26 protein-coding genes and 1 other annotated feature are annotated in these 22,002 nt (G+C 40.8%); of the genes, 1 reads left to right on the forward strand and 25 read right to left on the reverse strand.

All coding sequences use genetic code 11. The features are described 5' to 3' along the window. Nucleotides 1-64: 64 nt before the first annotated feature. The 17 genes from rplL to J2Z32_RS20380 form a co-directional block, all read right to left on the reverse strand. Nucleotides 65-427 (reverse strand): 50S ribosomal protein L7/L12, encoded by a 363-nt coding sequence (gene rplL, locus J2Z32_RS20300; protein WP_210091026.1) that lies wholly within the window; start codon nt 425-427, stop codon nt 65-67. A gap of 54 nt (nt 428-481) precedes the next feature. After that, entirely contained in the window at nt 482-985 is a 504-nt protein-coding gene (gene rplJ / locus J2Z32_RS20305) for a 50S ribosomal protein L10 (RefSeq protein WP_210091027.1), read from the reverse strand. A gap of 32 nt (nt 986-1,017) precedes the next feature. Further along, nucleotides 1,018-1,167 (reverse strand) — a sequence feature (ribosomal protein L10 leader region). A gap of 80 nt (nt 1,168-1,247) precedes the next feature. Then, a complete protein-coding gene (rplA, locus tag J2Z32_RS20310; protein WP_210091028.1) occupies nt 1,248-1,940 on the reverse strand; it encodes a 50S ribosomal protein L1 in 693 nt (230 codons plus the stop codon). A gap of 97 nt (nt 1,941-2,037) precedes the next feature. Then, entirely contained in the window at nt 2,038-2,463 is a 426-nt protein-coding gene (rplK, locus tag J2Z32_RS20315; RefSeq protein WP_210091029.1) for a 50S ribosomal protein L11, read from the reverse strand. A 68-nt stretch (nt 2,464-2,531) separates the two neighbouring features. Further along, nucleotides 2,532-3,065 carry a transcription termination/antitermination protein NusG gene (nusG, locus tag J2Z32_RS20320; RefSeq protein WP_210091030.1) on the reverse strand — a complete coding sequence of 178 codons (534 nt, stop codon included), beginning with the start codon at nt 3,063-3,065 and terminating at the stop codon, nt 2,532-2,534. Nucleotides 3,066-3,088: 23 nt separating this feature from the next. Next, entirely contained in the window at nt 3,089-3,280 is a 192-nt protein-coding gene (gene secE / locus J2Z32_RS20325; RefSeq protein ID WP_210091031.1) for a preprotein translocase subunit SecE, read from the reverse strand. A 21-nt stretch (nt 3,281-3,301) separates the two neighbouring features. After that, entirely contained in the window at nt 3,302-3,451 is a 150-nt protein-coding gene (gene rpmG, locus J2Z32_RS20330) for a 50S ribosomal protein L33 (protein WP_071784256.1), read from the reverse strand. A gap of 277 nt (nt 3,452-3,728) precedes the next feature. Continuing rightward, on the reverse strand, nt 3,729-4,379 hold the full coding sequence (sigH, locus tag J2Z32_RS20335; protein ID WP_210091032.1) for an RNA polymerase sporulation sigma factor SigH: 651 nt from the start codon (nt 4,377-4,379) through the stop codon (nt 3,729-3,731). A gap of 166 nt (nt 4,380-4,545) precedes the next feature. Beyond that, a complete protein-coding gene (locus J2Z32_RS20340) occupies nt 4,546-5,067 on the reverse strand; it encodes an NYN domain-containing protein (RefSeq protein WP_210091033.1) in 522 nt (173 codons plus the stop codon). A 4-nt stretch (nt 5,068-5,071) separates the two neighbouring features. Then, nucleotides 5,072-5,827: a 23S rRNA (guanosine(2251)-2'-O)-methyltransferase RlmB gene (gene rlmB / locus J2Z32_RS20345; protein ID WP_210091034.1), complete on the reverse strand. Its 756-nt coding sequence runs from the start codon at nt 5,825-5,827 to the stop codon at nt 5,072-5,074. Nucleotides 5,828-5,915: 88 nt separating this feature from the next. Continuing rightward, nucleotides 5,916-6,377, reverse strand: coding sequence for a Mini-ribonuclease 3 (locus J2Z32_RS20350; RefSeq protein WP_342453984.1), 462 nt, complete (start codon nt 6,375-6,377; stop codon nt 5,916-5,918). A gap of 26 nt (nt 6,378-6,403) precedes the next feature. Then, nucleotides 6,404-7,807: a cysteine--tRNA ligase gene (cysS, locus tag J2Z32_RS20355; RefSeq protein WP_210091035.1), complete on the reverse strand. Its 1,404-nt coding sequence runs from the start codon at nt 7,805-7,807 to the stop codon at nt 6,404-6,406. Between the two features lie 55 nt (nt 7,808-7,862). After that, nucleotides 7,863-8,522: a serine O-acetyltransferase gene (gene cysE / locus J2Z32_RS20360; RefSeq protein WP_210091036.1), complete on the reverse strand. Its 660-nt coding sequence runs from the start codon at nt 8,520-8,522 to the stop codon at nt 7,863-7,865. 487 nt (nt 8,523-9,009) lie between these two features. Continuing rightward, nucleotides 9,010-10,470 carry a glutamate--tRNA ligase gene (gene gltX / locus J2Z32_RS20365; protein WP_210091037.1) on the reverse strand — a complete coding sequence of 487 codons (1,461 nt, stop codon included), beginning with the start codon at nt 10,468-10,470 and terminating at the stop codon, nt 9,010-9,012. A 96-nt stretch (nt 10,471-10,566) separates the two neighbouring features. Continuing rightward, nucleotides 10,567-11,040, reverse strand: a complete 474-nt coding sequence (gene ispF, locus J2Z32_RS20370; protein ID WP_210091038.1) for a 2-C-methyl-D-erythritol 2,4-cyclodiphosphate synthase — start codon at nt 11,038-11,040, stop codon at nt 10,567-10,569. Next, a complete protein-coding gene (ispD, locus tag J2Z32_RS20375) occupies nt 11,033-11,755 on the reverse strand; it encodes a 2-C-methyl-D-erythritol 4-phosphate cytidylyltransferase (RefSeq protein ID WP_210091039.1) in 723 nt (240 codons plus the stop codon). Before ispD ends, ispF begins: the two co-directional genes overlap by 8 nt. 98 nt (nt 11,756-11,853) lie before the next feature. Then, nucleotides 11,854-12,936: a PIN/TRAM domain-containing protein gene (locus tag J2Z32_RS20380; protein ID WP_210091040.1), complete on the reverse strand. Its 1,083-nt coding sequence runs from the start codon at nt 12,934-12,936 to the stop codon at nt 11,854-11,856. A 173-nt stretch (nt 12,937-13,109) separates the two neighbouring features. Between J2Z32_RS20380 and J2Z32_RS20385 the strand changes: the two genes are divergently transcribed. Continuing rightward, a complete protein-coding gene (locus J2Z32_RS20385) occupies nt 13,110-13,505 on the forward strand; it encodes a nucleoside triphosphate pyrophosphohydrolase family protein (RefSeq protein ID WP_210091041.1) in 396 nt (131 codons plus the stop codon). An 87-nt stretch (nt 13,506-13,592) separates the two neighbouring features. On the opposite strand, the gene pssA is transcribed toward J2Z32_RS20385, so the two are convergent. From pssA to J2Z32_RS20425, 8 genes are all read right to left on the reverse strand, one after another. Continuing rightward, nucleotides 13,593-14,321: a CDP-diacylglycerol--serine O-phosphatidyltransferase gene (gene pssA, locus J2Z32_RS20390; protein WP_210091052.1), complete on the reverse strand. Its 729-nt coding sequence runs from the start codon at nt 14,319-14,321 to the stop codon at nt 13,593-13,595. A gap of 46 nt (nt 14,322-14,367) precedes the next feature. Continuing rightward, the gene (disA, locus tag J2Z32_RS20395) at nt 14,368-15,444 is read right to left on the reverse strand and encodes a DNA integrity scanning diadenylate cyclase DisA (protein ID WP_210091042.1); all 1,077 of its coding nucleotides are present in this window, start codon (nt 15,442-15,444) and stop codon (nt 14,368-14,370) included. A gap of 14 nt (nt 15,445-15,458) precedes the next feature. Further along, entirely contained in the window at nt 15,459-16,826 is a 1,368-nt protein-coding gene (gene radA, locus J2Z32_RS20400; protein ID WP_210091043.1) for a DNA repair protein RadA, read from the reverse strand. 219 nt (nt 16,827-17,045) lie between these two features. After that, complete coding sequence (gene clpC, locus J2Z32_RS20405) at nt 17,046-19,490, reverse strand: ATP-dependent protease ATP-binding subunit ClpC (RefSeq protein ID WP_210091044.1); 2,445 nt, start codon at nt 19,488-19,490, stop codon at nt 17,046-17,048. A gap of 47 nt (nt 19,491-19,537) precedes the next feature. Continuing rightward, nucleotides 19,538-20,596, reverse strand: a complete 1,059-nt coding sequence (gene mcsB, locus J2Z32_RS20410; protein ID WP_210091045.1) for a protein-arginine kinase McsB — start codon at nt 20,594-20,596, stop codon at nt 19,538-19,540. A 3-nt stretch (nt 20,597-20,599) separates the two neighbouring features. Further along, nucleotides 20,600-21,133: a protein-arginine kinase activator protein McsA gene (gene mcsA, locus J2Z32_RS20415; protein ID WP_210091046.1), complete on the reverse strand. Its 534-nt coding sequence runs from the start codon at nt 21,131-21,133 to the stop codon at nt 20,600-20,602. 27 nt (nt 21,134-21,160) lie between these two features. Beyond that, the gene (locus tag J2Z32_RS20420) at nt 21,161-21,619 is read right to left on the reverse strand and encodes a CtsR family transcriptional regulator (RefSeq protein WP_210091047.1); all 459 of its coding nucleotides are present in this window, start codon (nt 21,617-21,619) and stop codon (nt 21,161-21,163) included. Nucleotides 21,620-21,802: 183 nt separating this feature from the next. Further along, nucleotides 21,803-22,002, reverse strand: a 200-nt coding sequence (locus J2Z32_RS20425) for a hypothetical protein (RefSeq protein ID WP_210091048.1), incomplete at its 5' end; no start/stop codon positions are given.

Consider the following 22,002-nt stretch of genomic DNA (forward strand, 5'->3'; position numbering starts at 1 on the left):
TCACTATACAACAAACCCCTTGAAACAAGTTCAAGGGGTTTATCTGAAAAATTAGAAAGTGAAATTACTTCACTTCTACAGTTGCGCCTGCTTCTTCTAATTTTGCTTTTACAGCTTCTGCATCTTCTTTGCTTACTTTTTCTTTCAATGGTTTTGGAGCGTTGTCTACCAAGTCTTTTGCTTCTTTCAAGCCAAGACCAGTGATTTCGCGAACCACTTTGATAACGTTGATTTTGGAAGCACCAGCGTTAGTCAAGATTACGTCGAATTCGGATTGCTCAGCAGCTGCTTCGCCAGCGCCGCCACCTGCTACAACTACTGGAGCTGCTGCAGTAACGCCAAATTCCTCTTCGATTGCTTTTACAAGATCGTTTAGTTCAAGAACTGTCATGCCTTTAATTTCTTCTAAGATAGATTCTTTACTCATGGTTGAACCTCCATATATATTAGTTTATTAGTTTAAATTACACTGCGTAAAGTTTTACGCGCTTGCTTCTTCTTTGTCTGCAACAGCTTTGACTGCCAAAGCGAAGTTGCGAACTGGAGCTTGAAGCACGCTGAGTAGCATGGATAGCAAACCTTCGCGTGATGGCAATGCAGCAAGTGCATTGATTTGGTCTACGCCAACTACTTGACCTTCAACCACGCCACCTTTAATTTCAAGTGCGTCGTTTTTCTTAGCGAAGTCACTAAGAATTTTAGCAGGTGCTACTGCATCTTCTTTACTGAATGCAATTGCTGTAGGACCAGTTAATACTGAATCCAATTCAGAAAGTTCTGCAGCCGCTGTAGCACGACGAACGAGTGAGTTTTTCAATACTTGGAATTCGATTCCAGCTTCACGAAGCTGTTTACGCAATTCCGTTACTTGAGCAACGTTAAGTCCACGATAATCAGCAACAACAGTGGTTACACTTTCGCGTAATTTAGCTGTAACTACATCAACCGCTTCTTGTTTCGCTTGAATTACTTTTGCGTTTGCCAAACTTGTACACCTCCTGATAGATTTTCCGGGCCATTTCCATTAAAAAAGCCTCCGCAGAATGTACGAAGGCTTGATGATCATCATGTGCAGAAGTCCTGCATGAAAGATTCTATCATAACACCTCGGCAGGAAATTAAGCCTATGATGGCACCTACTGTCTACGGTAAGCATATTCAAATTTATATCCCACGTTAAAAACAACTATTACAGAATAACAATAAACAAAATTATTGTCAAGCAATCTATTATAATAAAAGATTAATTATCTGTAAGAAGCAGTGTTAACACGAGCACTTGGTCCCATCGTCGAAGAAATTGCGATGTTTTTCAAGTATACACCCTTAGCAGCAGCTGGTTTAGCACGATTTAAAGCATCTACAAGAGCTTTAAGGTTATCGTTCAATTGCTCAGCAGTAAAGGAAACTTTACCGATTGGCGCATGAATTTGGCCAGCTTTGTCAAGACGGTACTCAATTTTACCCGCTTTGATTTCTTGGACAGCTTTAGCAACGTCAAACGTTACTGTGCCTGCTTTAGGGTTAGGCATTAAACCTTTACCACCAAGCAAACGTCCCAATTTACCAACTTCACTCATCATATCCGGTGTTGCTACGCAGACATCGAATTCGAACCAGCCTTGTTGGATTTTGTTAATCATGTCTTGGTCGCCAACGTAATCTGCACCAGCAGCTTCCGCTTCTTTGATCTTCTCACCTTTAGCAAATACCAATACACGTTGTGTTTTACCAGTACCGTGCGGCAATACTACTACGCCACGAACAGCTTGGTCTTGTTTACGAGGGTCTACACCCAAACGAACTGCAGCTTCAACGGTTTCGTCGAACTTTGCAGTCGCAGCTTTCTTCACAAGCTCAACAGCTTCTGAAGGCTCATATGTTGCTTCGCTATCAATCAGCTTAGAAGCTTCAAGATATTTTTTACCATGTTTAGCCATGTTATTTCCTCCTGTGTGGTCTTAGCGGAAAATCCTCCCACCTAAGGCCTGATTGTTTAACTGACAACCAGCAAGTTCCAACCAGCCAGTCCCAAGATTAGTCTTGGATTGTAATGCCCATGCTACGAGCAGTACCTTCAACCATACGCATAGCTGCTTCTACAGAAGCTGCGTTAAGGTCAGGCATTTTTTGCTCAGCGATTTGACGAACAACGTCGCGATTAACTGTAGCAACTTTTTTCTTGTTTGGTTCACCAGATCCCTTCTCGATCTTCGCAGCAACACGAAGGAGAACGGCAGCCGGAGGAGTTTTAGTAATGAAGGTAAAAGAACGATCTTCAAATACTGAAATTTCAACCGGGATGATTAAACCAGCCTGATCGGCAGTACGTGCATTAAACTCTTTACAGAATGCCATGATGTTGACACCTGCTTGACCCAATGCTGGACCTACCGGAGGCGCAGGGTTTGCTTTACCTGCAGGAATTTGCAATTTAACAACTTTAATTACTTTCTTTGCCATGTAAGACACCTCCTTGCACTAGTAGTGGTTAACGGACCGAAATCCTCCCACTTTAAAACCCAAGAAACCTAAATCTTCTCCACTTGGTTGTAGTCCAACTCAACTGGGGTTTCTCGTCCAAACATATTAACGATAACTCTTAGCTTACTTTTGTCGACCAATATTTCTTCTATTGCGCCTACAAAATTAGCAAACGGACCAACTTTGATACGTACGGATTCGTTAATTTCAAACTCAACAACTGGCTTCGGCTCATCCATACCCATGTGCTGAAGAATTTGTTCCACTTCTTCCGGCAACAATGCAGTAGGTTTAGAACCTGCCCCTGTAGAGCCAACAAAACCCGTAACCCCTGGTGTGTTGCGTACAACATACCAAGAATCATCAGTCTGAACCATTTCCACCAAGACATATCCAGGGTAAACTTTGCGCATAACAGTTTTCTTCTTGCCGTCTTTGTTTACCACTTCTTCTTCCATAGGAACAAGAACGCGGAATATCTTGTCTTCCATGCCCATAGACTCAACGCGTTTCTCCAAATTGGCTTTGACCTTGTTCTCATACCCTGAGTAGGTATGAACGACGTACCATCTTTTTTCCATATCAAGCCACCTAAGGACCCTTCTTAAATTATCCGTTCGATTACAGCGGAAATACCGATGTCAAGAACCCAAAAGTAAATGGTAACAACCAGAATAGTACCAACTACAACTAAAGTGTAATTCGTCAATTCTTTACGATTAGGCCAGCGAACCTTTTTAAGCTCAGCCCAGCTTTCGGAGAAAAAAGAAAACAACGACTTGAAACCTCGTTTCATGCGCACTTACACCTCCAAAGACTATCTGGTTTCGCGATGAGGAACTTGCTCGTTACAGAACTTGCAAAATTTCTTCATCTCCATGCGGTCGGGGTGGTTACGCTTGTTTTTAGTTGTCGTGTAGTTTCTTTGTTTGCAGTTCGTACAAGCCAACGTAATGATTACCCGCATGATGTGCACCTCCCGAAGACATTCTACACATTAGAGATGTCTCTATATTGACCTAATTAACTATAAATTAGGCCTACCTAAAACACTTTATCATAACGGCATACATTGTGTCAACGAGACTTGATGCTTTGCCAGATTCGCTATACACCAGTATAACACATTTAATTACAGGATAAACCTTATTCTTTCAACCTTCGAGTATGCTTCCTCTTACAGCCTCTAGGGAATAACAAAACCGAAGGAAAATGGCTCCTTCGGTTTCACAATAATATTTTACTTAAATTCCCATATCGCGCACTTCTAAGTAGCGCTCTAATTTCCGTTTTACTCGTTGTAGAGCATTATCGATTGACTTCACATGACGTTTGAGATCTACAGCGATTTCTTGATAGGAACGACCGTCCAGATATAACATTAACACCTTACGTTCTAGATCACTTAAAATCTCAGTCATTTTATATTCCAATCCTGAGAACTCTTCCTGATTAATGATCAACTCTTCAGGATCACATACTTGAGAGCCACAAATGATATCTAGTAACGTACGATCTGAATCTTCATCATAAATTGGTTTATCAAGAGACACATAAGAATTCAGAGGAATATGCTTTTGTCTTGTTGCGGTTTTAATCGCAGTGATGATCTGACGTGTTATACATAGTTCCGCAAACCCTTTAAATGAAGAAAACTTGTCTCCACGAAAGTCACGAATCGATTTATATAACCCAATCATTCCTTCTTGGATAATATCTTCACGATCAGCACCAATTAGGAAATAAGATCTAGCCTTGGCACGCACAAAACTTCGATACTTATTAATTAAGTATTCTAAAGCTTCGCTATCCCCAGCTCGAACCGCTTCGACAATCTCCTCATCACTTCGAACCTCATAATCATAACATATCCATTTTTCGAGGTTGACACTCACTACAAATCCCTCCGGTTGCAACGCACAGTGCCCGTCACCTAGATCAAGTAAAGTAATACGAACAGTATATATGACTAGGCATACTAGCGTCAACAACAAAAGTACCAAAAGATGTAAAGTCGAACTTTGTCAAGGGCAATTGGGAGGATATCGATGGTTTATACTTTTATTCCCTTCTCCAACGCTCAAAGCGTTCTCTAACCTCAGGACTTAGCTTATTGTCTAGTGTATTTCGCTTAGATTCCAAGCTTCGATTTGTAATTTTTTTTTGCACTTCTTTCTCACTGTTCTCGACATTTATTAGCAATTCTCGCGCGGACAATCTTAAGGCGCCTTGGCCAAATATGACATGTTGCTCTACTAAATCACTTGTTGCAACATAGATTTGTCTACCTCGTACGGTTAGATCACCTACTAAACGTTCAATGCATTCATCTGCGGTTTCTTTCTCTTTTGTAAAGTATACCTCAACTTGATTTTGCAAAAATGCTTTTCCTAATCCAGGGACACGGTAAGCATCAAACACAACAATAATTCGCAGACCTGCATACGCCTGATAATCTGCTAAACGTTCTAGGAGCTTATCACGTGCTTCCTGCAGGCTAATTTTTGATAATTCAGCTAGCTCAGCCCAACCACCGATCATATTGTAGCCATCTACGAGCAGCACATCGCGCTTCTGGCGCATGTAATTATCCTTCTATACGGCGTCTGCGAAGCACTTCATACATCACTACACCAGCCGCAACAGAAGCATTTAACGAATTGAGTTTCCCCGCCATTGGTAGCTTAAGCAGCACATCACATTTTTGCGAGATCAAACGACCCATGCCTTTATTTTCATTACCAATAACGATTCCTACTGCTCCATTTAAAACGTCAGCCTCACGATCGTAGATTTCGCCTTTGGCTGCAACGTCAGTACCTACAATCCATACCCCCGCTTCCTTCAGGTCATCGATACACTGAGCCAAATTTGTCACTCTAGCCACAGGAACATATTCTACCGCACCTGCTGAGGTTTTGGACACCGTTGCAGTAATGCTTGCAGACCTACGCTTCGGAATAATTACACCATGAACACCTGTACATTCTGCGGTTCGAAGAATAGAGCCTAAATTATGAGGATCTTCAATCTCATCTAAAATGAGGATAAAAGGTGCTTCATTTTTCTCTTTGGCACGCCCGAGTATCTCATCCACCTCCACATACGCATAGGGTGCCGCTTGAGCAACGATACCTTGGTGCTGGAGACCAGGTACAAGCTGATCAAGTTTACGTTTGTCTACTGTCTGTATGACAATGCCTTGTTTTTTAGACTCTGCCAAAATAGGGGCTGTTAAATGCTTTTGTGCTCCCTCTGCTACCCAAATTTTATTAATTGTTCGTCCTGCTCTTAACGCTTCAAGCACGGAATGCTTGCCGCCAATCCATTCTTGTTCTTCCATCACATTCACCTATTTCACCGTAAACTACGATTACGATGTTCCTCTCCGACTTTTTAGTTGTAGCGCTGAATACTACTTGAGATAATTGTTAGATTTCCTTTTGATCTATCCGTTCAAGGCCAAGCGCTATTAATGCTCTCATGCGATCATGCTGGCCCATATAATACAAATACCCTATTAAGCTTTCTAACGCAGTGGCATAGCGGTAATCAGAAACATTCGCATTTTTGGGAATTGTACCCGACTTCGCATTTCGCCCCTGTCTAACGATATTTTTTTCATCATCAACTAAATCTTGTTCAATGCTAACTAACACCTGTGCTTGTGCCTTAGCTGACACATACTTGGTGGATTGCAAATGCATATGATGTGGACGTAGGTTCGGCTTAGACAACACATGTTGTCGAACTGCCACCTCATACACAGCATCTCCAATATACGCCAAAGCTAATGGCGGCATAAGATTAGGTTTTTTAGCAGGCAACTGAGGGAACCAGAGCTCACTTTTCTTTGAAGTCTTCTCACCTTGCGTTTCTTGATTTTGTGGCATATCTACATTTTCACCCTGTTCATTACTCATTTCCTGCGCCATCTCATTCCTTGGGCTGTATCCTCTAGCACAATACCTTGTGCTGCCAACAAGTCACGAATTTCATCTGCTCGTGCCCAGTTTTTAGCCGCTCTAGCTTCTATTCGTTCAGCAATAAGCGCCTCAATTTCCTCATCTAAAATTCCTTGCTCCTTAGCATCAGCAATACGTAATACACTGTTTATTTCATTAAACAATGTCTCCGCTGCCTTTAGATCAGCCAAGCTTACTTCGTTTTGCTGTAACAATACATTAACCTCGCCAACCCATTCAAACATCACTGTAATTGCATCTGGAGTGTTGAAATCATCCTGCATTTTCTCATGAAAGTTATCGTGAATCGCATTCAACTTGTCTTGCCAGCTTGGTGTAACCTCAGCTGCATTTGACTCCGTCATACCAATGCGGTGACGTAGGTTGGTGATCGCTAGATTTAAACGTTCTACACTACGTTCTGCTTGCTCCATCACCTCATCCGAGAAGTTAGAGGCATTGCGATAGTACGTAGATAACATAAAATAACGAATTGCTTCACGAGAATAATTCGCTCTTAAATTTTTGATTAATACCCCGTTTCCGAGTGATTTCGACATTTTTTCGCCATCAAAATTTATAAATCCATTATGCATCCAATAGTTTGCTAATGGCTTGTTGGTTACAGCGGTAGATTGAGCGCATTCACATTCATGGTGTGGGAACTTTAAATCTTGGCCTCCCCCATGAATATCAATCGTATCACCTAATAAGTGTCTAGACATAGCAGAGCATTCAATATGCCAGCCTGGACGACCTGATCCCCAAGGGCTTTCCCAAGCAATTTCTCCTGGCTTCGCCGCTTTCCATAATACAAAATCCTCTGGATTTTCCTTGCGCTCATCTACTTCTACTCGAATACCAAATTGAAGTTCATCCATCTTTTGACCAGATAGTTGTCCATATTGCTCATATTTGCTAGTTCTAAAAAATACATCGCCACCATTTTCATAGGCAAATCCCTTTTTTTCTAGCTCAGCAATAAAGTCGATAATAAGTGGCATATATTCTGTAACACGCGGATTAGATGTCGCCATTGGAATGCCTAGTCCAGCTAAATCGTCAAAGTAAGCTTGAATAAACGTTTCAGCCACTTCATTCACGGTAGTTCCCATCTCATTTGCTTTACGAATTAGCTTGTCGTCTACATCTGTAAAGTTCACAACATAATTAACCTCGTAATTTTGGTTCTCCAAATAGTTACGAACGATATCAAAGAAAATCATCGGTCTTGCATTCCCAATATGCAAATAACCATATACGGTAGGTCCACAAACGTACATTTTCACCTTACCTGGCTGTTGACTCACAAACTCCTCTTTTTTCCTCGTTAATGTGTTATAAATAGATAAACTCATATCCACAATCCTTTCTCGAATTAAATCCAGTGTTGAATTTTTCTCAACTCAAAGCTTACTCATCAGATTTATTTTCAGTATCTAGCTTTTCTTTTAGGATAGAGACCTCTTGCTTTAACTCCTTAATTTGCTGCTCCATCATTTGCATCACATCAACAACAGGGTCAGGTAGCTGATGGTTTAATCGATCTAATCGTTTTCCACCTAAACGTACTACCTTGCCTGGAATTCCAACAACTGTACTTCCATCTGGAACCTCCCTAAGCACTACTGAATTGGCACCAATATTACATTGATCCCCCACCTTGAAGGAGCCTAAAATTTTTGCACCAGAGCCTATAACTACATTATTACCAATTGTCGGATGACGTTTTCCTTTTTCTTTGCCACTTCCGCCTAAAGTAACGCCTTGATAAATAACGACATCATCACCAATTTCACAGGTTTCCCCGATAACAACCCCCATACCATGATCGATAAAGAGCCTCTTTCCGATTCGCGCGCCAGGATGAATTTCAATTCCCGTAAAAAAACGGTTCATTTGCGAAATGATACGTGCTAGTGTAAACCAGCCTCTAACATAAAAAGCATGAGCGACACGGTGACTCCATATAGCATGTAGGCCTGAATAAGTAAAGATAACCTCAAACCGACTTCTTGCCGCAGGATCATTGTCAAACACCGCCCTAACGTCCGATTTGATTGTATCAAACATATCGCCCCTCCTCCATCGCTTGCCATTTCGTTGTCAATCTTTAATTGCTGTGATGAGTATAAAAAAACGCCCCTGCAGCTTTTGGCTGCAGAGACGTAGTTACGCGGTTCCACTCTGCTTGGATAATGACGATCACATAGATCTATGATCTATGATCTAAAACCATACACATCATCCCATCTTACATGCCGTAACGTGGACATTCTACGTCGAAATCTACCCGTATTTATGATATACGCTCAATCTCGCTGCTCCCGAATGCATTTCAGCCTGCTTCCATATGGATAACTTCCACCCCAAGCAAATTATTTTGCTTTCGATTATCCTCTCTGGTTTATGAAAAGTTAAAGCTTACTTCTTTCGATCCCTGCATTTTTAATAATATATGTCTAGCTATATCTAGCTATATTTATCGTAAAATAATCGTGATCTAATCTTAACCGAATGACGCTATACTGACAAGGTTAAATGTCAATTCTGTAACTGCCTACTTCGCTGCGATTCGTTCTTTCAAGCGTGCAATCACAGCTTCTTGTCCAATCAAATAAATGGTACGATTCAAATCACGTCCATGCATTTCACCTGTAATCGCTACACGAATCGGCATAAACAAGCCTTTTCCTTTTACGCCCGTTTCCTTTTGCACTTCTTTAATTGCTGCTGCAATAACCTCAGGTGTAAATGAATCAAGTGCCACTAGCTTGTTTAAGAAGGCTTCTAATACTGTCGCCACTTGTGGCTCAGCAAGCACTGCCGCTCCCTCTTCATCCACAGTTACCTCTGTCTGGAAAAAGCCTTCTGATAAAGCTACAATATCGGAGGCAGCCGTTAATTGCTCTTGATATAAAGCTACTAAATCTTTAACCCAAGCAAATTGAGTCTCTGTAAGCTCTGCTGGAATTTTCCCTGCTTTTTGTAAATGAGGGACAGCCAGCTTCGCCACTCGTTCTGTATCCGCTGATTTAATATAATGATTGTTAATATGAGCAAGCTTATTTTTATCAAATAATGCTGGGCTTTTTGACAAACGATTTGCATCAAAAATAGAAATTAGCTCCTCTTTCGTAAAGAACTCCTCTTCACCAGTAGGCGACCAACCTAGCAATGCAATAAAGTTAAATAACGCTTCTGGTAAATAACCCAATTCGTCATATTGCTCAATAAACTGGATTACCGTCTCATCACGTTTACTTAACTTCTTGTGATTTTCGCCTACAATCAAGGTCATATGTCCAAAAATTGGCGGCTCCCATCCAAAGGCTTCATAAATCATTAGCTGACGTGGCGTATTGGAAATGTGATCTTCTCCACGAAGCACATGAGAAATTTTCATCAAATGATCATCCAAGGCTACAGCGAAGTTATACGTTGGAATTCCGTCCTTTTTAACGATAACAAAATCGCCACTGACTTCGGATTCAAAAGAAATCTGTCCTTTTACAAGATCATCAAAGGTGTACGTACGTCCCTCAGGTACGCGGAATCGAATACTTGGTACACGTCCTTCTGCTTCAAAAGCAGCACATTGCTCTGGCGTAAGATCACGATGCTTGCCAGAATAACGTGGCGTTTCACCACGAGCCATCTGCTCCTCACGCTCCTGCTCCAATTCCTGCTCTGTGCAATAGCAACGGTAGGCTAAGCCTCTATCCAATAAATCCTGCCAATATTCCTTGTAAATATCTAGACGTTCCGTTTGACGATAAGGTCCATATTCTCCACCTACGTCGACACTTTCATCCCATTCAATACCTAGCCATTTCATGTATTTGAATTGACTTTCTTCCCCGCCAGCAACATTACGCTTCACATCTGTATCTTCAATACGGACGATAAATTTCCCACCATGATGTTTTGCAAATAAATAGTTAAATAATGCGGTTCTTGCGTTACCGATATGTAAATGTCCTGTTGGACTCGGAGCGTAACGAACTCTGACTTCTGACATAGCGATTGCCTCCCGAAAAAAGTTGTATTCTTATATATTAAAACAAGTGCCTGTACAAATCCATGCGTAAATTCATATTAAAATTGAAGGAAACCGTCAGCTGTGTAGCAAAACGACACATTGAGCTGCAATACCTTCTTCTCTACCTGTAAAACCTAACTTCTCAGTTGTAGTAGCTTTGATATTGATTTGGGATTCCTCTGCCTCTAATGCATTCGCTATAATCGTAACCATTTGTGGAATATATGGCGCCATCTTTGGACGCTGTGCAATAATTGTTGCATCTAAATTCCCTAAAGACATCTCTTTCGACTTCGCCATATTCCACACCTGCTTAAGCAGTTCCAAGCTGTCTGCATCCTTAAATTCAGGATCGGTATCTGGGAAATGACGACCAATATCCCCCAGACCTAGTGCACCTAAAATCGCATCTGAGATCGTATGCAACAAAACATCTGCATCTGAATGTCCAAGTAAACCTTTTTCAAACGGAATGGTCACTCCCCCAACAATACATGGCCTACCTTCCACAAGCTGATGAACATCAAAACCTTGTCCGACTCTAATCATTTGCAAGCTCCCCCTTATTATTCCTCGATGTGATAAACTCCGCATAAATCAAATCGTCTGGTGTCGTGATCTTCACATTACTATAATCACCCTCCACCACTTTTACTTGCATCCCTAACCTTTCAATCAGCATCGCATCATCCGTGCCTACAAAGCCTTCTAAGCTTGCTTTCTCATGTGCCCTGACCAAATCACTAGCTCGAAATGCCTGAGGCGTCTGAATCGCCCATAAGCTCTCTCGCTTAGGTGTGTCAATGACCTCGCCGTACTCGTTCACTTGCTTAATCGTATCTTTAACTGGAACAGCAAGCACAGCTGCACCATATTCCTTCGCAGTGACGAAACAGGAGGTTATATGTTCATCCGCAACAAAAGGGCGGACTCCATCATGCACTAATACCCAAGGCGTGCTAATTGCTCGCAAGCCTTGGTATACTGAATGCTGACGTTCATTACCGCCCTCAACAACTTGAACGTTGTCTTGTAATCCATATTGTTTAATCCAGCTTTCACATCTCGATATATCTGCCTTGCCTGTCACTAACACGATTTGTGAAATTAAAGGATGCTGATGAAATTTTTCTAACGTATGCACAATGATTGGCTTAGATTTAAGCATCAAATATTGCTTACTTTCCTTAGTTCCCATACGGGTCCCTCGTCCAGCTGCAACGATAATGACACCAACCTCTTGATTTCCATCCGTCACTTTCATATCCCTGCCTTGCCTACGTAAAATTAGTGCCTTGATCCTTAGCTCCTACACCAATATTTAGTGTGATCAAGGTACGAGTTATATTCATCATACCTAATTTACTGGGCTTTTTCCAACAGTTTTGGTTTGGCAAAGATCATTCTACCTGCGGAAGTCTGTAATACACTTGTCACTAATACTTCAGTAAACATGCCAATGTAATCTCTGCCACCTTCAACAACAATCATCGTCCCATCATCTAAATAGGCTACACCTTGTCCATTTTCTTTCCCATCCTTGATGACCTGAACTAAAATTTCTTCTCCAGGCAGTACTACTGGTTTAACTGCATTAGCTAAATCATTAATATTAAGCACAGAAACACCTTGAAGCTCACATACCTTATTAAGATTAAAATCATTGGTGACTACTTTACCTTGTAGTAATTTTGCTAACTTCACTAGCTTGCTGTCCACCTCAGAGATTTCTTCGAAATCCCCTTCATAGATTAAAACTTGAATATCCAATTCCTTCTGAATCCGATTTAATATATCTAGACCTCTACGCCCACGGTTGCGCTTAAGCAAATCAGAGGAGTCTGCAATATGCTGTAATTCCTCTAATACAAATTGAGGGATTACAATTGTGCCTTCAATAAAACCGGTTTTACAAATGTCTGCGATTCTACCATCAATAATTACACTTGTGTCCAAAATTTTATGCTCCTCTAGTAGGCGCTCTTCAGAAACATCGCTGTTCCATTTTCCGGACTTCCATAACGATGCAATCTCTTCCTTTTTCTCCAAGCACACTTTTAACCCTAAATAACCAAACAATAACGATGTCGCCATTTTAACGAAACTGGACATCTCTCCCAACCAGCTTAATGCAGGATAAAAAATAAATGACATTAAAATCCCACTTGCTAGTCCTATCCCCCCCAATACCATCACATTCATCGGGATTGAACTGAGCATGTCTACCCATTTTGAGATAATTTTGTTGCACGCTTCTGCACTAATTGAGAACAAAAATAAAAATGCCAATGCTCCCACAACGGCAAATACAATACTTTGCAGCAGCCCACTCATCCCATCCATCCATGTTGAAAGGAGATTAGGAAAAGAGGTTAAAACACCACCCATACTATAGCCAAACCAAGCACCACACAAACCAATAAAAAAGAACATATTTCTTTTCATATCTCATTTCACCTCCTAATTTACATTTATTCTTTATCCAGTATTGTCCAGTTTTTGGCTATATAATCGGGTCAAATAAAGTTTTTATCTAAAATCGGTAAAATTCCAAGTTGATTCATAGACAATAACTGGCATATAATGAATGCAATTCTAATATTGAGGTGGATGGAAAAATGAGTACATCAAGTCTTCAATCTTTTCAAGAACAAGTATCTGAATTATTGCTCCGTCACCGCAGCATATTGGATATTTTATCCAAAACAAGTCAAACTAATGCTGCTGTCGTTCGTTCTGTCACTAAAGCCGTCACCGAGTGTGGATGTATAGAACTACACGCCACTAAGCAACATTTTGATGCTGAAATCGATTTACAGCAGGCGAAGGAAATTACACTTCAGCACATCCAAGGTGAGTTATGTGAAAATTGCTTAGATGCAATCACTAATCAGCTTGGCCGCAATTTATTTTATTTGTCTGCATTATGTAACTCACTTGGCATTGATATGGACAAGGTTGTCGAGCATGAGTCGCAAAAATGTTCAACATTAGGATTGTTTAATTTATCTTAATGCAGGTTTGCTTTATGAAATAAAAAATGCACTGCCTCTTGAATAATTCAAAGAGTGCAGTGCATTTACTTTTTTATATAGTCAAAATTAATGTCTTGATCCAAAGCTTTCCTCGGAATCCTCATCATGGCGTTTGTTGCGGCGAAGAAGCTTATCAACATTTTGCTTTAAGCCATATAAAGCATAAATAACAAGGGGAATAAAAATCAATTTAGAGAGCTGATCTGGAAACATAACCGCAATCGCAATCGCAAAAATAATGACAAAAGGAGCATAAACTAAAGCCTTTTTAGGTAAGCCATGCTTCTTAAAATTAGGATATTTCACTGAGCTAACCATAAGATAGGACAATAATAGCATTGCAATCATAAAATAAGGAAAACTAATGTCTTTATGAAATAAAGATAACGTAGCAAGTACACCACCAGCCGCTGGAATGGGCAAGCCCACAAAGTATCCCGGTATCCCTTTATGAACATTAAAACGCGCTAATCTTAAAGCACCACACATCGGAAATATAGCTGTGACAATCCAAGAAAGGCCATGAGGCACATCGTTAAAAGCAATAATATACATAATAATCGCTGGAGCAACACCAAATGAGATGACATCTGATAAAGAATCCAATTCTTTTCCAAATTCACTTGAACAATTTAATGCACGCGCTGCCTGACCATCTAGTCCATCAAGCAACATAGCGACAATTACCATGATGGCGGCTAAGCTATACTTGCCGTCTAACGCCAACATGATGGCTAACATTCCGAGAAACAAGTTACCTAAGGTAAACAGGTTCGGAATTGATTTTGTAATCATCATTTCACCTCTGTTTCATAGTTACCATCCATTGATTGTAGGAGATTTAGATTTGTCTGTCAATGAATACCTGCTCTTGAATTCGTTTCAAGCCTTCTTTTATTGTACGCGCCCGTACTTCCCCTATGCCATCAACCTCATCTAATTGTTCAATTGAAGCTCGAAGCACTTCAGGGAACTGACGAAATCTCTCCACTAAATTATGAATGATCACATTTGGCAAACGAGGTATTTTGTTCAGTACACGATACCCTCTTGGTGATATTAATTCTTCAGACGTCGCCATTGAGGAAGGATAGCCAAGTAGACGGACAATATGATTAACATCTAACAGCTCATCATCACTTGAGCGCTTCAGTCCTAAAATAAGCTCGCGTATAATGTCATCGTTGTCTTCTTTTGCATAATCCTTATACAAAAGCCATGCCTCTTCCTCCATGTTACTCACTAGTTCTTCCATCTGCATACTAATTAATCGACCTTCTGTTCCAAGCTCAGTAATAAACCGTTTGATTTCCAGCTTAATCCGAATCACCATTTCAATCCGTTGAATGACATTAGCTAGCTCGGGAACAGTTACTAGCTCCTCAAATTCAGAGGCAGTTAAGTTCGTTAATGCTTGATTTAGAACAGCTCTATACTTCTCCAACGTCTGAATCGCTTGATTCGCCTTCGTCAAAATGACACCTATTTCTTTAAGCGAATATCGGATTGATCCTTGATACAAGGTAATAATATTTCTACGCTGGGAAATGGATACGACAAGCTTGCCGGTTTGCTTAGCAACACGTTCAGCTGTTCTATGACGAATCCCAGTTTCAGACGACGCAATTGAGGAGTCCGGAATAAGCTGAGCATTCGCATATAAAATCCGCTTTAAATCCTCACTTAATATAATTCCGCCATCCATTTTAGCTAACTCGTATAAATAGTTGGGTGAAAAATCGCAGTTAATGGAAAATCCGCCTTCCACGACCTCCATGACTTCGGGACTATACCCTACAACAATAAGTCCTCCAGTTTTAGCGCGTAACACATTTTCTAGTCCATCCCGAAAAGCGGTACCTGGTGCTACAAGCCTAAGTAAATCATTCATTTTTTCTAATTGATTACTTTCCTTCATCTATGAGTAACCCCCTAATCTAACGCAACAGCTAACGCATCTGCAACGGTATTTATCCCTATTAATTGTATATCCTTTGGACCTTGCCAGCCCTTTAAGCTTTTTTCTGGTAATATCACTCTTTTAAAGCCGAGCTTAGCTGCCTCTCGCACACGTTGCTCAGCTCTTGCAACCGCTCTAACCTCCCCAGTTAGTCCTACTTCGCCAAAAATAACGTCATATGGCTTTGTCGGAATATCCCGAAAGCTTGAAGCGATGCTAACTGCTATAGCTAAATCAACTGCGGGTTCATCTAATTTCACACCACCAGCGAGGTTAACATAAGCATCTTGATTTTGGAGAAACATCCCCATCCTCTTTTCAAGTACCGCAATAATTAAGCCCATCCGATGATGATCTACGCCAGTTGCCATTCTTCGTGGTGAAGGGAAATGTGTAGAAGCAATTAATGCCTGTAGTTCTACAAGCATAGGTCTGGTTCCCTCCATGCTTGCCACAACCGTGGAGCCTGCCACGCCCAAAGGACGTTCAGAAAGAAACAATTGTGAAGGATTCGGAACCTCTACAAGGCCACCTTCATTCATTTCAAAAATTCCCATCTCATTTGTTGAGCCAAAGCGATTTTTAACAGCCCGCAATAAGCGATAGGAATGATGACGTTCACCTTCAAAATATAACACACAATCCACCATATGTTCTAAAAGGCGTGGGCCTGCAATCGCACCTTCCTTTGTAACATGTCCCACAAGTACAGTAGCAATGCCTTGCCCTTTTGCAATTCTCATAAAACGGGCTGTACATTCTCTGACCTGAGATACACTTCCTGGCGCGCTAGCCACGTCCGACAAATAAACCGTTTGAATAGAGTCGATCACTAGAAAGTCAGGCTGTAGATGGTCAATGGCCTCCTCGATTTCGTCCATACTACTTTCACATAAAACGTATAGCTCTGGGGATAACGCACCTAATCGTTCTGCCCGAAGCTTTGTTTGACGAGCCGATTCCTCTCCAGAGATATATAACACTTTACGTCCTGTTGCTGCCATTTCATGTGAGGTTTGCAATAAGAGCGTGGACTTTCCAATACCGGGATCTCCACCAACTAAAATAAGTGAACCTGGCACAACGCCACCACCAAGCACCCGATTTAATTCTCCAATCCCTGTTTGAATTCGAGGTTCTTTGCCACTCTCTATATTTATGATGGAAAGGGGTTTTTCTTTACTCTTGGATATTCCTTGAGAAAAGCCTTTCGTTTTAATTATTTTTTCTGTCTCCTCATTCATGGAGTTCCAAGTTCCGCACCCTGGGCATTTACCATACCATTTTGGCGATTCATATCCACATTCGGAGCACAAAAACTTCACTTTTAGCTTTGCCATTTCTCTCTCCTTGCCATATAAGCAAAATTTGTCATATAAAGTCTATTATCATGTGACATTTTTAGTTTACTTATATAATAACAATCAAAGTGTACCATTGTTTAAGAATTAACGTAAAGTTTTTTACAAATGCATCCTAGTTTACAACAAAAGGGACAGCAACCGGAAAAATTTTCCGAGATGCTATCCCTATTATTAACGGCTAAATGCTATAAAATGTTAAGCGTTTTTAGTGTATTCCCCAGTTTTGACTACAGATAATTTGCCATCCTCTTCATCTATCGTGAGTAAATCACCCTTTTTCACATTTCCTGTTAGTAATTCTTCAGATAAACGGTCTTCAATATGCTTCTGAATCGCCCGACGTAAAGGACGTGCACCATATGCTGGATCAAAGCCCTCTTTTGCAAGAAATGCCTTCGCTTTATCTGTTAAAATGAAGTCCACATCGTATTCGCGTAGACGTTTACGAAGCTCTTCTGACATCAAGCTAACAATTTGCCCGATATGAGTTTCACCTAAGGAGTGGAATACGATCGTTTCATCAATCCGGTTAAGGAACTCTGGACGGAAGCTACGCTTCAATTCTTCCATTACCTTACCCTTCATATCATCATAATCACCTTTGGTATCATTAACGGCAGTAAAACCAAGACGTGTATTACGTTTAATCGCTTCTGCCCCAACATTGGAAGTCAAAATAATTAATGTGTTACGGAAGTCAACGACACGTCCCTTAGAATCTGTTAAGCGTCCATCTTCAAGCACCTGCAATAAAATATTAAACACTTCAGGATGTGCTTTTTCAATTTCATCTAAAAGAACAACAGAATATGGTTTGCGGCGTACTTTTTCAGTTAATTGGCCACCCTCTTCATATCCAACATATCCTGGAGGCGCTCCAACTAAACGAGCCGTAGAGTGCTTCTCCATATATTCTGACATATCGATACGAACAACAGCATTTTCATCGCCAAACATCGCTTCAGCAAGCGCACGCGCAAGCTCTGTTTTACCAACCCCAGTTGGACCTAAGAAGATAAAGGAGCCCATTGGACGTTTAGGATCTTTGAGACCCGCACGCGCACGACGAATCGCACGACTCACAGCCTTCACTGCTTCCTCTTGACCGATTACACGTTCATGTAAAATGCCTTCCATATTCAACAAACGTTCTGTTTCTTCTTCCTTCAGCTTGTTAACAGGAATCCCCGTCCAGATCGCTACGACATGTGCAATATCTTCAGGCGTGACCTCAGAATCTGTTCTTCCCTGCTTTTCTTTCCACTGATTTTTAGTCACATCTAATTCTTCACGTATTTTTTGCTCTGTGTCCCGAAGTGCTGCTGCCTTTTCAAATTCTTGACTTTGTACCGCAGCATCCTTTTCCTTACGAATATCTTCTAAACGGCTTTCTAATTCCTTCAAATTAGGCGGAGCTGTATAGGAATGCAATCTTACCTTAGAGCCTGCTTCGTCAATGAGATCAATTGCTTTATCAGGCAAGAAACGATCTGTTATATAACGATCAGACAATTTTACTGCCTGCTCAATCGCCTCATCAGTAATTTTCACACGGTGGTGTGCTTCATAGCGATCACGCAAGCCATGTAAAATTTGAATCGCCTCTTCGACAGATGGCTGATCTACAGTAATAGGTTGGAAACGACGCTCTAATGCAGCATCCTTCTCAATATATTTGCGATACTCATCTAAAGTTGTTGCACCAATACATTGTAATTCACCACGAGCTAATGCAGGCTTCAAAATGTTAGAGGCATCAATTGCACCCTCAGCGCCACCTGCACCAATGAGCGTATGCAGCTCATCAATGAACAAAATGATGTTCCCCGCTTGGCGAATTTCATCCATAATTTTTTTCAAACGATCTTCAAATTCACCACGATATTTAGTACCTGCAACGACAGAACCCATATCTAGCGTCATTACACGTTTATCACGTAAGGTTTCAGGTATTTCATTATTAATAATTTTTTGCGCTAAACCTTCGGCGATTGCTGTTTTACCAACCCCAGGTTCACCGATAAGGACTGGATTATTTTTAGTACGACGACTTAATACTTGAATTACGCGTTCAATTTCTTTACTTCTGCCGATTACAGGATCAAGATTGCCTTCCTTCGCTGACACGGTCAAATCACGAGCAAGACTGTCAAGCGTAGGCGTATTTACATTGGTTTGTGTTCCATGATGGCTAGAGATAACCTCACTGCTACCAAGCAATTGTAATACTTGTTGACGCGCTTTATTTAAGCTAATACCTAAGTTATTTAATACACGAGCTGCCACACCTTCGCCTTCACGAATAAGTCCAAGCAAAATATGTTCAGTACCTACATAAGTGTGACCAAGCTTACGTGCTTCATCCATCGATAACTCGATTACCTTTTTAGCACGAGGTGTATAAGCGATACTTGAAGGCTGTTCTTGACCACGTCCAATTAACGTTTCAACCTCATCCTGAATTTTTTCGAGTCCAAGTCCAAGACCTGTTAGTGCCTTAGCCGCAATGCCTTCCCCTTCACGAATAAGTCCTAACAAAATATGCTCAGTACCAATATTGTTATGACCTAGTCTCACTGCTTCCTCTTGAGCTAAAGCCAACACTTTTTGCGCACGTTCTGTAAATCTTCCAAACATCATACTCCTACACCTCCATAATTGTTCACTCAATTGTTTTATTTAGTTATTTAATTGCTCATTTTTTCTCGAATCAGCTTTGCTCGATACATATCTCGTTCACTAGGTGCCATATTTTCATGATATATCTTCTGCAAAAAGCCCGGTTGGGTCATCACATTTAATTCATTAAGCACCTTAGGACTGAGATGATCAATTAAGCCAAGGTCTACACCTAACCGAACATCAGATAGGCGTTGAGCTGCCTCCTTCGATTCGATAATAGCTGCATGTGATAATATACCATAAGAGCGCATCACACGATCAGTCATACGAAGGCGAGATTCATTGAGCAAGGATTCTCTAGCTGCCTTCTCATGCTCAATAATTTGTAAAACAACACCATATAAATTTTCAATGATCTCATCTTCGTTTTGTCCTAGTGTAATCTGATTCGAGATTTGAAACAAGTTCCCCATCGCTTCACTGCCTTCTCCATAAATCCCACGAACCGTTAAGCCAACTTGGGAGACCGCAGATAAAATACGATTAATTTGCCCTGTCAATACAAGTGCTGGGAGGTGCATCATCACTGATGCCCGTAACCCTGTCCCTACATTAGTTGGACAACTAGTTAAGAATCCTCGGTGATCATCAAAAGCAAAATTCACATGGTCTTCAAAAATATCATCAATTTCCGATGCACGATCCCATGCTTCTTGAATTTGAAAGCCAGGATATAAACATTGAATTCTTAAGTGATCCTCTTCATTAACCATAATACTGAGGCTCTCATCCTCACTAATAAAAACGGCTCCATGCTTCGCATCATTAGCAAGATTAGGACTAATTAAATGCTTTTCTACAAGTACCCTTTTATCAAGCTCATCTAGTTCATCTAAATGAACAGGATATAACTTACCATAAGTCTCAACACGAGAGTCTTGTAACACGTCTTGGAGTTGATTCAATATATTTTCTAATTGCTGGTTAGTAGCAAGCATCGGAAATGGATGATCAGACAAATTACGAGCAATTCTTACTCTACTGCTAATGACGATATTTGACTCATGACCTTCACGACTCATCCACTCACTTAAAGGCTGCTCAGTAAACTTGAGATTTGTCATCACTTATCCCTCCTGCTCTGTCGAAATATTCTTCTCAAGCTCACGGATTTGATCTCGTATTGCAGCTGCTTCCTCAAATTCTTCCTGTTGGATGCGGTTTTGCAACGTTTGCCTCAAATCCTCAATCTTGCGCTTGGTTTGAATATGCTTTCCAGCACGTTTAGGTATTTTACCGACATGAACCGTATTCCCATGTACTCGTTTAAACAATGGATCTAAATGATCATTAAAATATTTATAACAGGAGCTACATCCAAAACGGCCAATTTTACTAAATTGAGCATAGGTTAAACCACATGCTTCACAACGCAAATTTTGCGGGTGGGATTGACTGCTCTTTTGTCCAAGCCCATTTGGATTAAAGTCAAGAAAACCTGACAGGAGGTTATGAATTGAAAACCCACCTGATGTTCCAGGAATCACTTCTCCTTTTTCACGGGCACAGTCCTCACAAAATCTAAACTCTGTTTTTTCACCATTCACAATCTTTGTGAAATGCAGTGTTGCTGGCCGTTTTCCACATTCTTGACATAACATAAGAGAATCCCTCCTCGACTTCGCTCTTTAGTTTAATAAAGAGATTAGCATTGCCTTCATCATTCTGGCACGAATCTGGTCCCTATAGGGTAAATTAACCATCAGGACTTCTCTGGACACTACGGCAGTCATTAATGCTGCCTCACGCCTGCTCAAAAAGCGAGCTTCAACAAGCTGATATATTAAGCCTTCTGCGGCTGTCTGACCAATTTCATCACCAATGGTCTGATGTAAATGAGTATGCAGTGTCGTTGGTCCAGGAAGCTCAACCTTCCTAATTCTAATATAACCACCACCACCTCGTTTACTTTCCACTAAATATCCCTTTTCCAAAGTAAACCTTGTACTAATGACGTAGTTAATCTGGGATGGAACACATGAAAATTGGTCAGCCAGATCATTTCGCTGAATTTCTACGGTTCCCTCAGGACTCTCATGCAAAATACTCTTTAGATATTTTTCAATAACATCGGAGATATTACGCATCATCCATCCTCCAATACTTTAACTTTTTGGACCCGCCTGCCTGACTTTGACTTTCTTTGACTTTAATCATATTATAGCATAATTTTTTTATTTGCCAAGAGCTTCATCTGTAATCAGTGTAAACGAAGTTAGCCTAAATTATTCGGTAAACCCAAATATATAAGTACATAAATACGGTTGGATTTAAAATAAAATATAAAGGAAGGTGTAAGAGGGTGTAGGTAAAAATATAACGTATACTTGTAAAAAGCTTTGCAAAACTGAAACAGACAATGTGAGGAAATATGAAATATAAAAAAACCACCACCGGATGATCGGCAGTGGTTCTTGTGCTTGGCGGCGTCCTACTCTCCCAGGACCCTTCGGTCCAAGTACCATCGGCG

The organism is Paenibacillus turicensis (assembly GCF_017873435.1).
Lineage (GTDB): Bacteria > Bacillota > Bacilli > Paenibacillales > Paenibacillaceae > Fontibacillus > Fontibacillus turicensis.

Coding starts and splice junctions, on each gene's coding strand:
- rplL (WP_210091026.1), bottom strand. CDS start 427: ATGAGTAAAGAATCTATCTTAGAAGAAATTAAAGGCATGACAGTTCTT.
- rplA (WP_210091028.1), bottom strand. CDS start 1,940: ATGGCTAAACATGGTAAAAAATATCTTGAAGCTTCTAAGCTGATTGAT.
- rplK (WP_210091029.1), bottom strand. CDS start 2,463: ATGGCAAAGAAAGTAATTAAAGTTGTTAAATTGCAAATTCCTGCAGGT.
- nusG (WP_210091030.1), bottom strand. CDS start 3,065: ATGGAAAAAAGATGGTACGTCGTTCATACCTACTCAGGGTATGAGAAC.
- secE (WP_210091031.1), bottom strand. CDS start 3,280: ATGAAACGAGGTTTCAAGTCGTTGTTTTCTTTTTTCTCCGAAAGCTGG.
- rpmG (WP_071784256.1), bottom strand. CDS start 3,451: ATGCGGGTAATCATTACGTTGGCTTGTACGAACTGCAAACAAAGAAAC.
- J2Z32_RS20340 (WP_210091033.1), bottom strand. CDS start 5,067: ATGCGCCAGAAGCGCGATGTGCTGCTCGTAGATGGCTACAATATGATC.
- rlmB (WP_210091034.1), bottom strand. CDS start 5,827: ATGGAAGAACAAGAATGGATTGGCGGCAAGCATTCCGTGCTTGAAGCG.
- J2Z32_RS20350 (WP_342453984.1), bottom strand. CDS start 6,377: ATGCCACAAAATCAAGAAACGCAAGGTGAGAAGACTTCAAAGAAAAGT.
- cysS (WP_210091035.1), bottom strand. CDS start 7,807: ATGAGTTTATCTATTTATAACACATTAACGAGGAAAAAAGAGGAGTTT.
- cysE (WP_210091036.1), bottom strand. CDS start 8,522: ATGTTTGATACAATCAAATCGGACGTTAGGGCGGTGTTTGACAATGAT.
- gltX (WP_210091037.1), bottom strand. CDS start 10,470: ATGTCAGAAGTCAGAGTTCGTTACGCTCCGAGTCCAACAGGACATTTA.
- ispF (WP_210091038.1), bottom strand. CDS start 11,040: ATGATTAGAGTCGGACAAGGTTTTGATGTTCATCAGCTTGTGGAAGGT.
- ispD (WP_210091039.1), bottom strand. CDS start 11,755: ATGAAAGTGACGGATGGAAATCAAGAGGTTGGTGTCATTATCGTTGCA.
- J2Z32_RS20380 (WP_210091040.1), bottom strand. CDS start 12,936: ATGAAAAGAAATATGTTCTTTTTTATTGGTTTGTGTGGTGCTTGGTTT.
- J2Z32_RS20385 (WP_210091041.1), top strand. CDS start 13,110: ATGAGTACATCAAGTCTTCAATCTTTTCAAGAACAAGTATCTGAATTA.
- pssA (WP_210091052.1), bottom strand. CDS start 14,321: ATGATTACAAAATCAATTCCGAACCTGTTTACCTTAGGTAACTTGTTT.
- disA (WP_210091042.1), bottom strand. CDS start 15,444: ATGAAGGAAAGTAATCAATTAGAAAAAATGAATGATTTACTTAGGCTT.
- radA (WP_210091043.1), bottom strand. CDS start 16,826: ATGGCAAAGCTAAAAGTGAAGTTTTTGTGCTCCGAATGTGGATATGAA.
- clpC (WP_210091044.1), bottom strand. CDS start 19,490: ATGATGTTTGGAAGATTTACAGAACGTGCGCAAAAAGTGTTGGCTTTA.
- mcsB (WP_210091045.1), bottom strand. CDS start 20,596: ATGACAAATCTCAAGTTTACTGAGCAGCCTTTAAGTGAGTGGATGAGT.
- mcsA (WP_210091046.1), bottom strand. CDS start 21,133: ATGTTATGTCAAGAATGTGGAAAACGGCCAGCAACACTGCATTTCACA.
- J2Z32_RS20420 (WP_210091047.1), bottom strand. CDS start 21,619: ATGCGTAATATCTCCGATGTTATTGAAAAATATCTAAAGAGTATTTTG.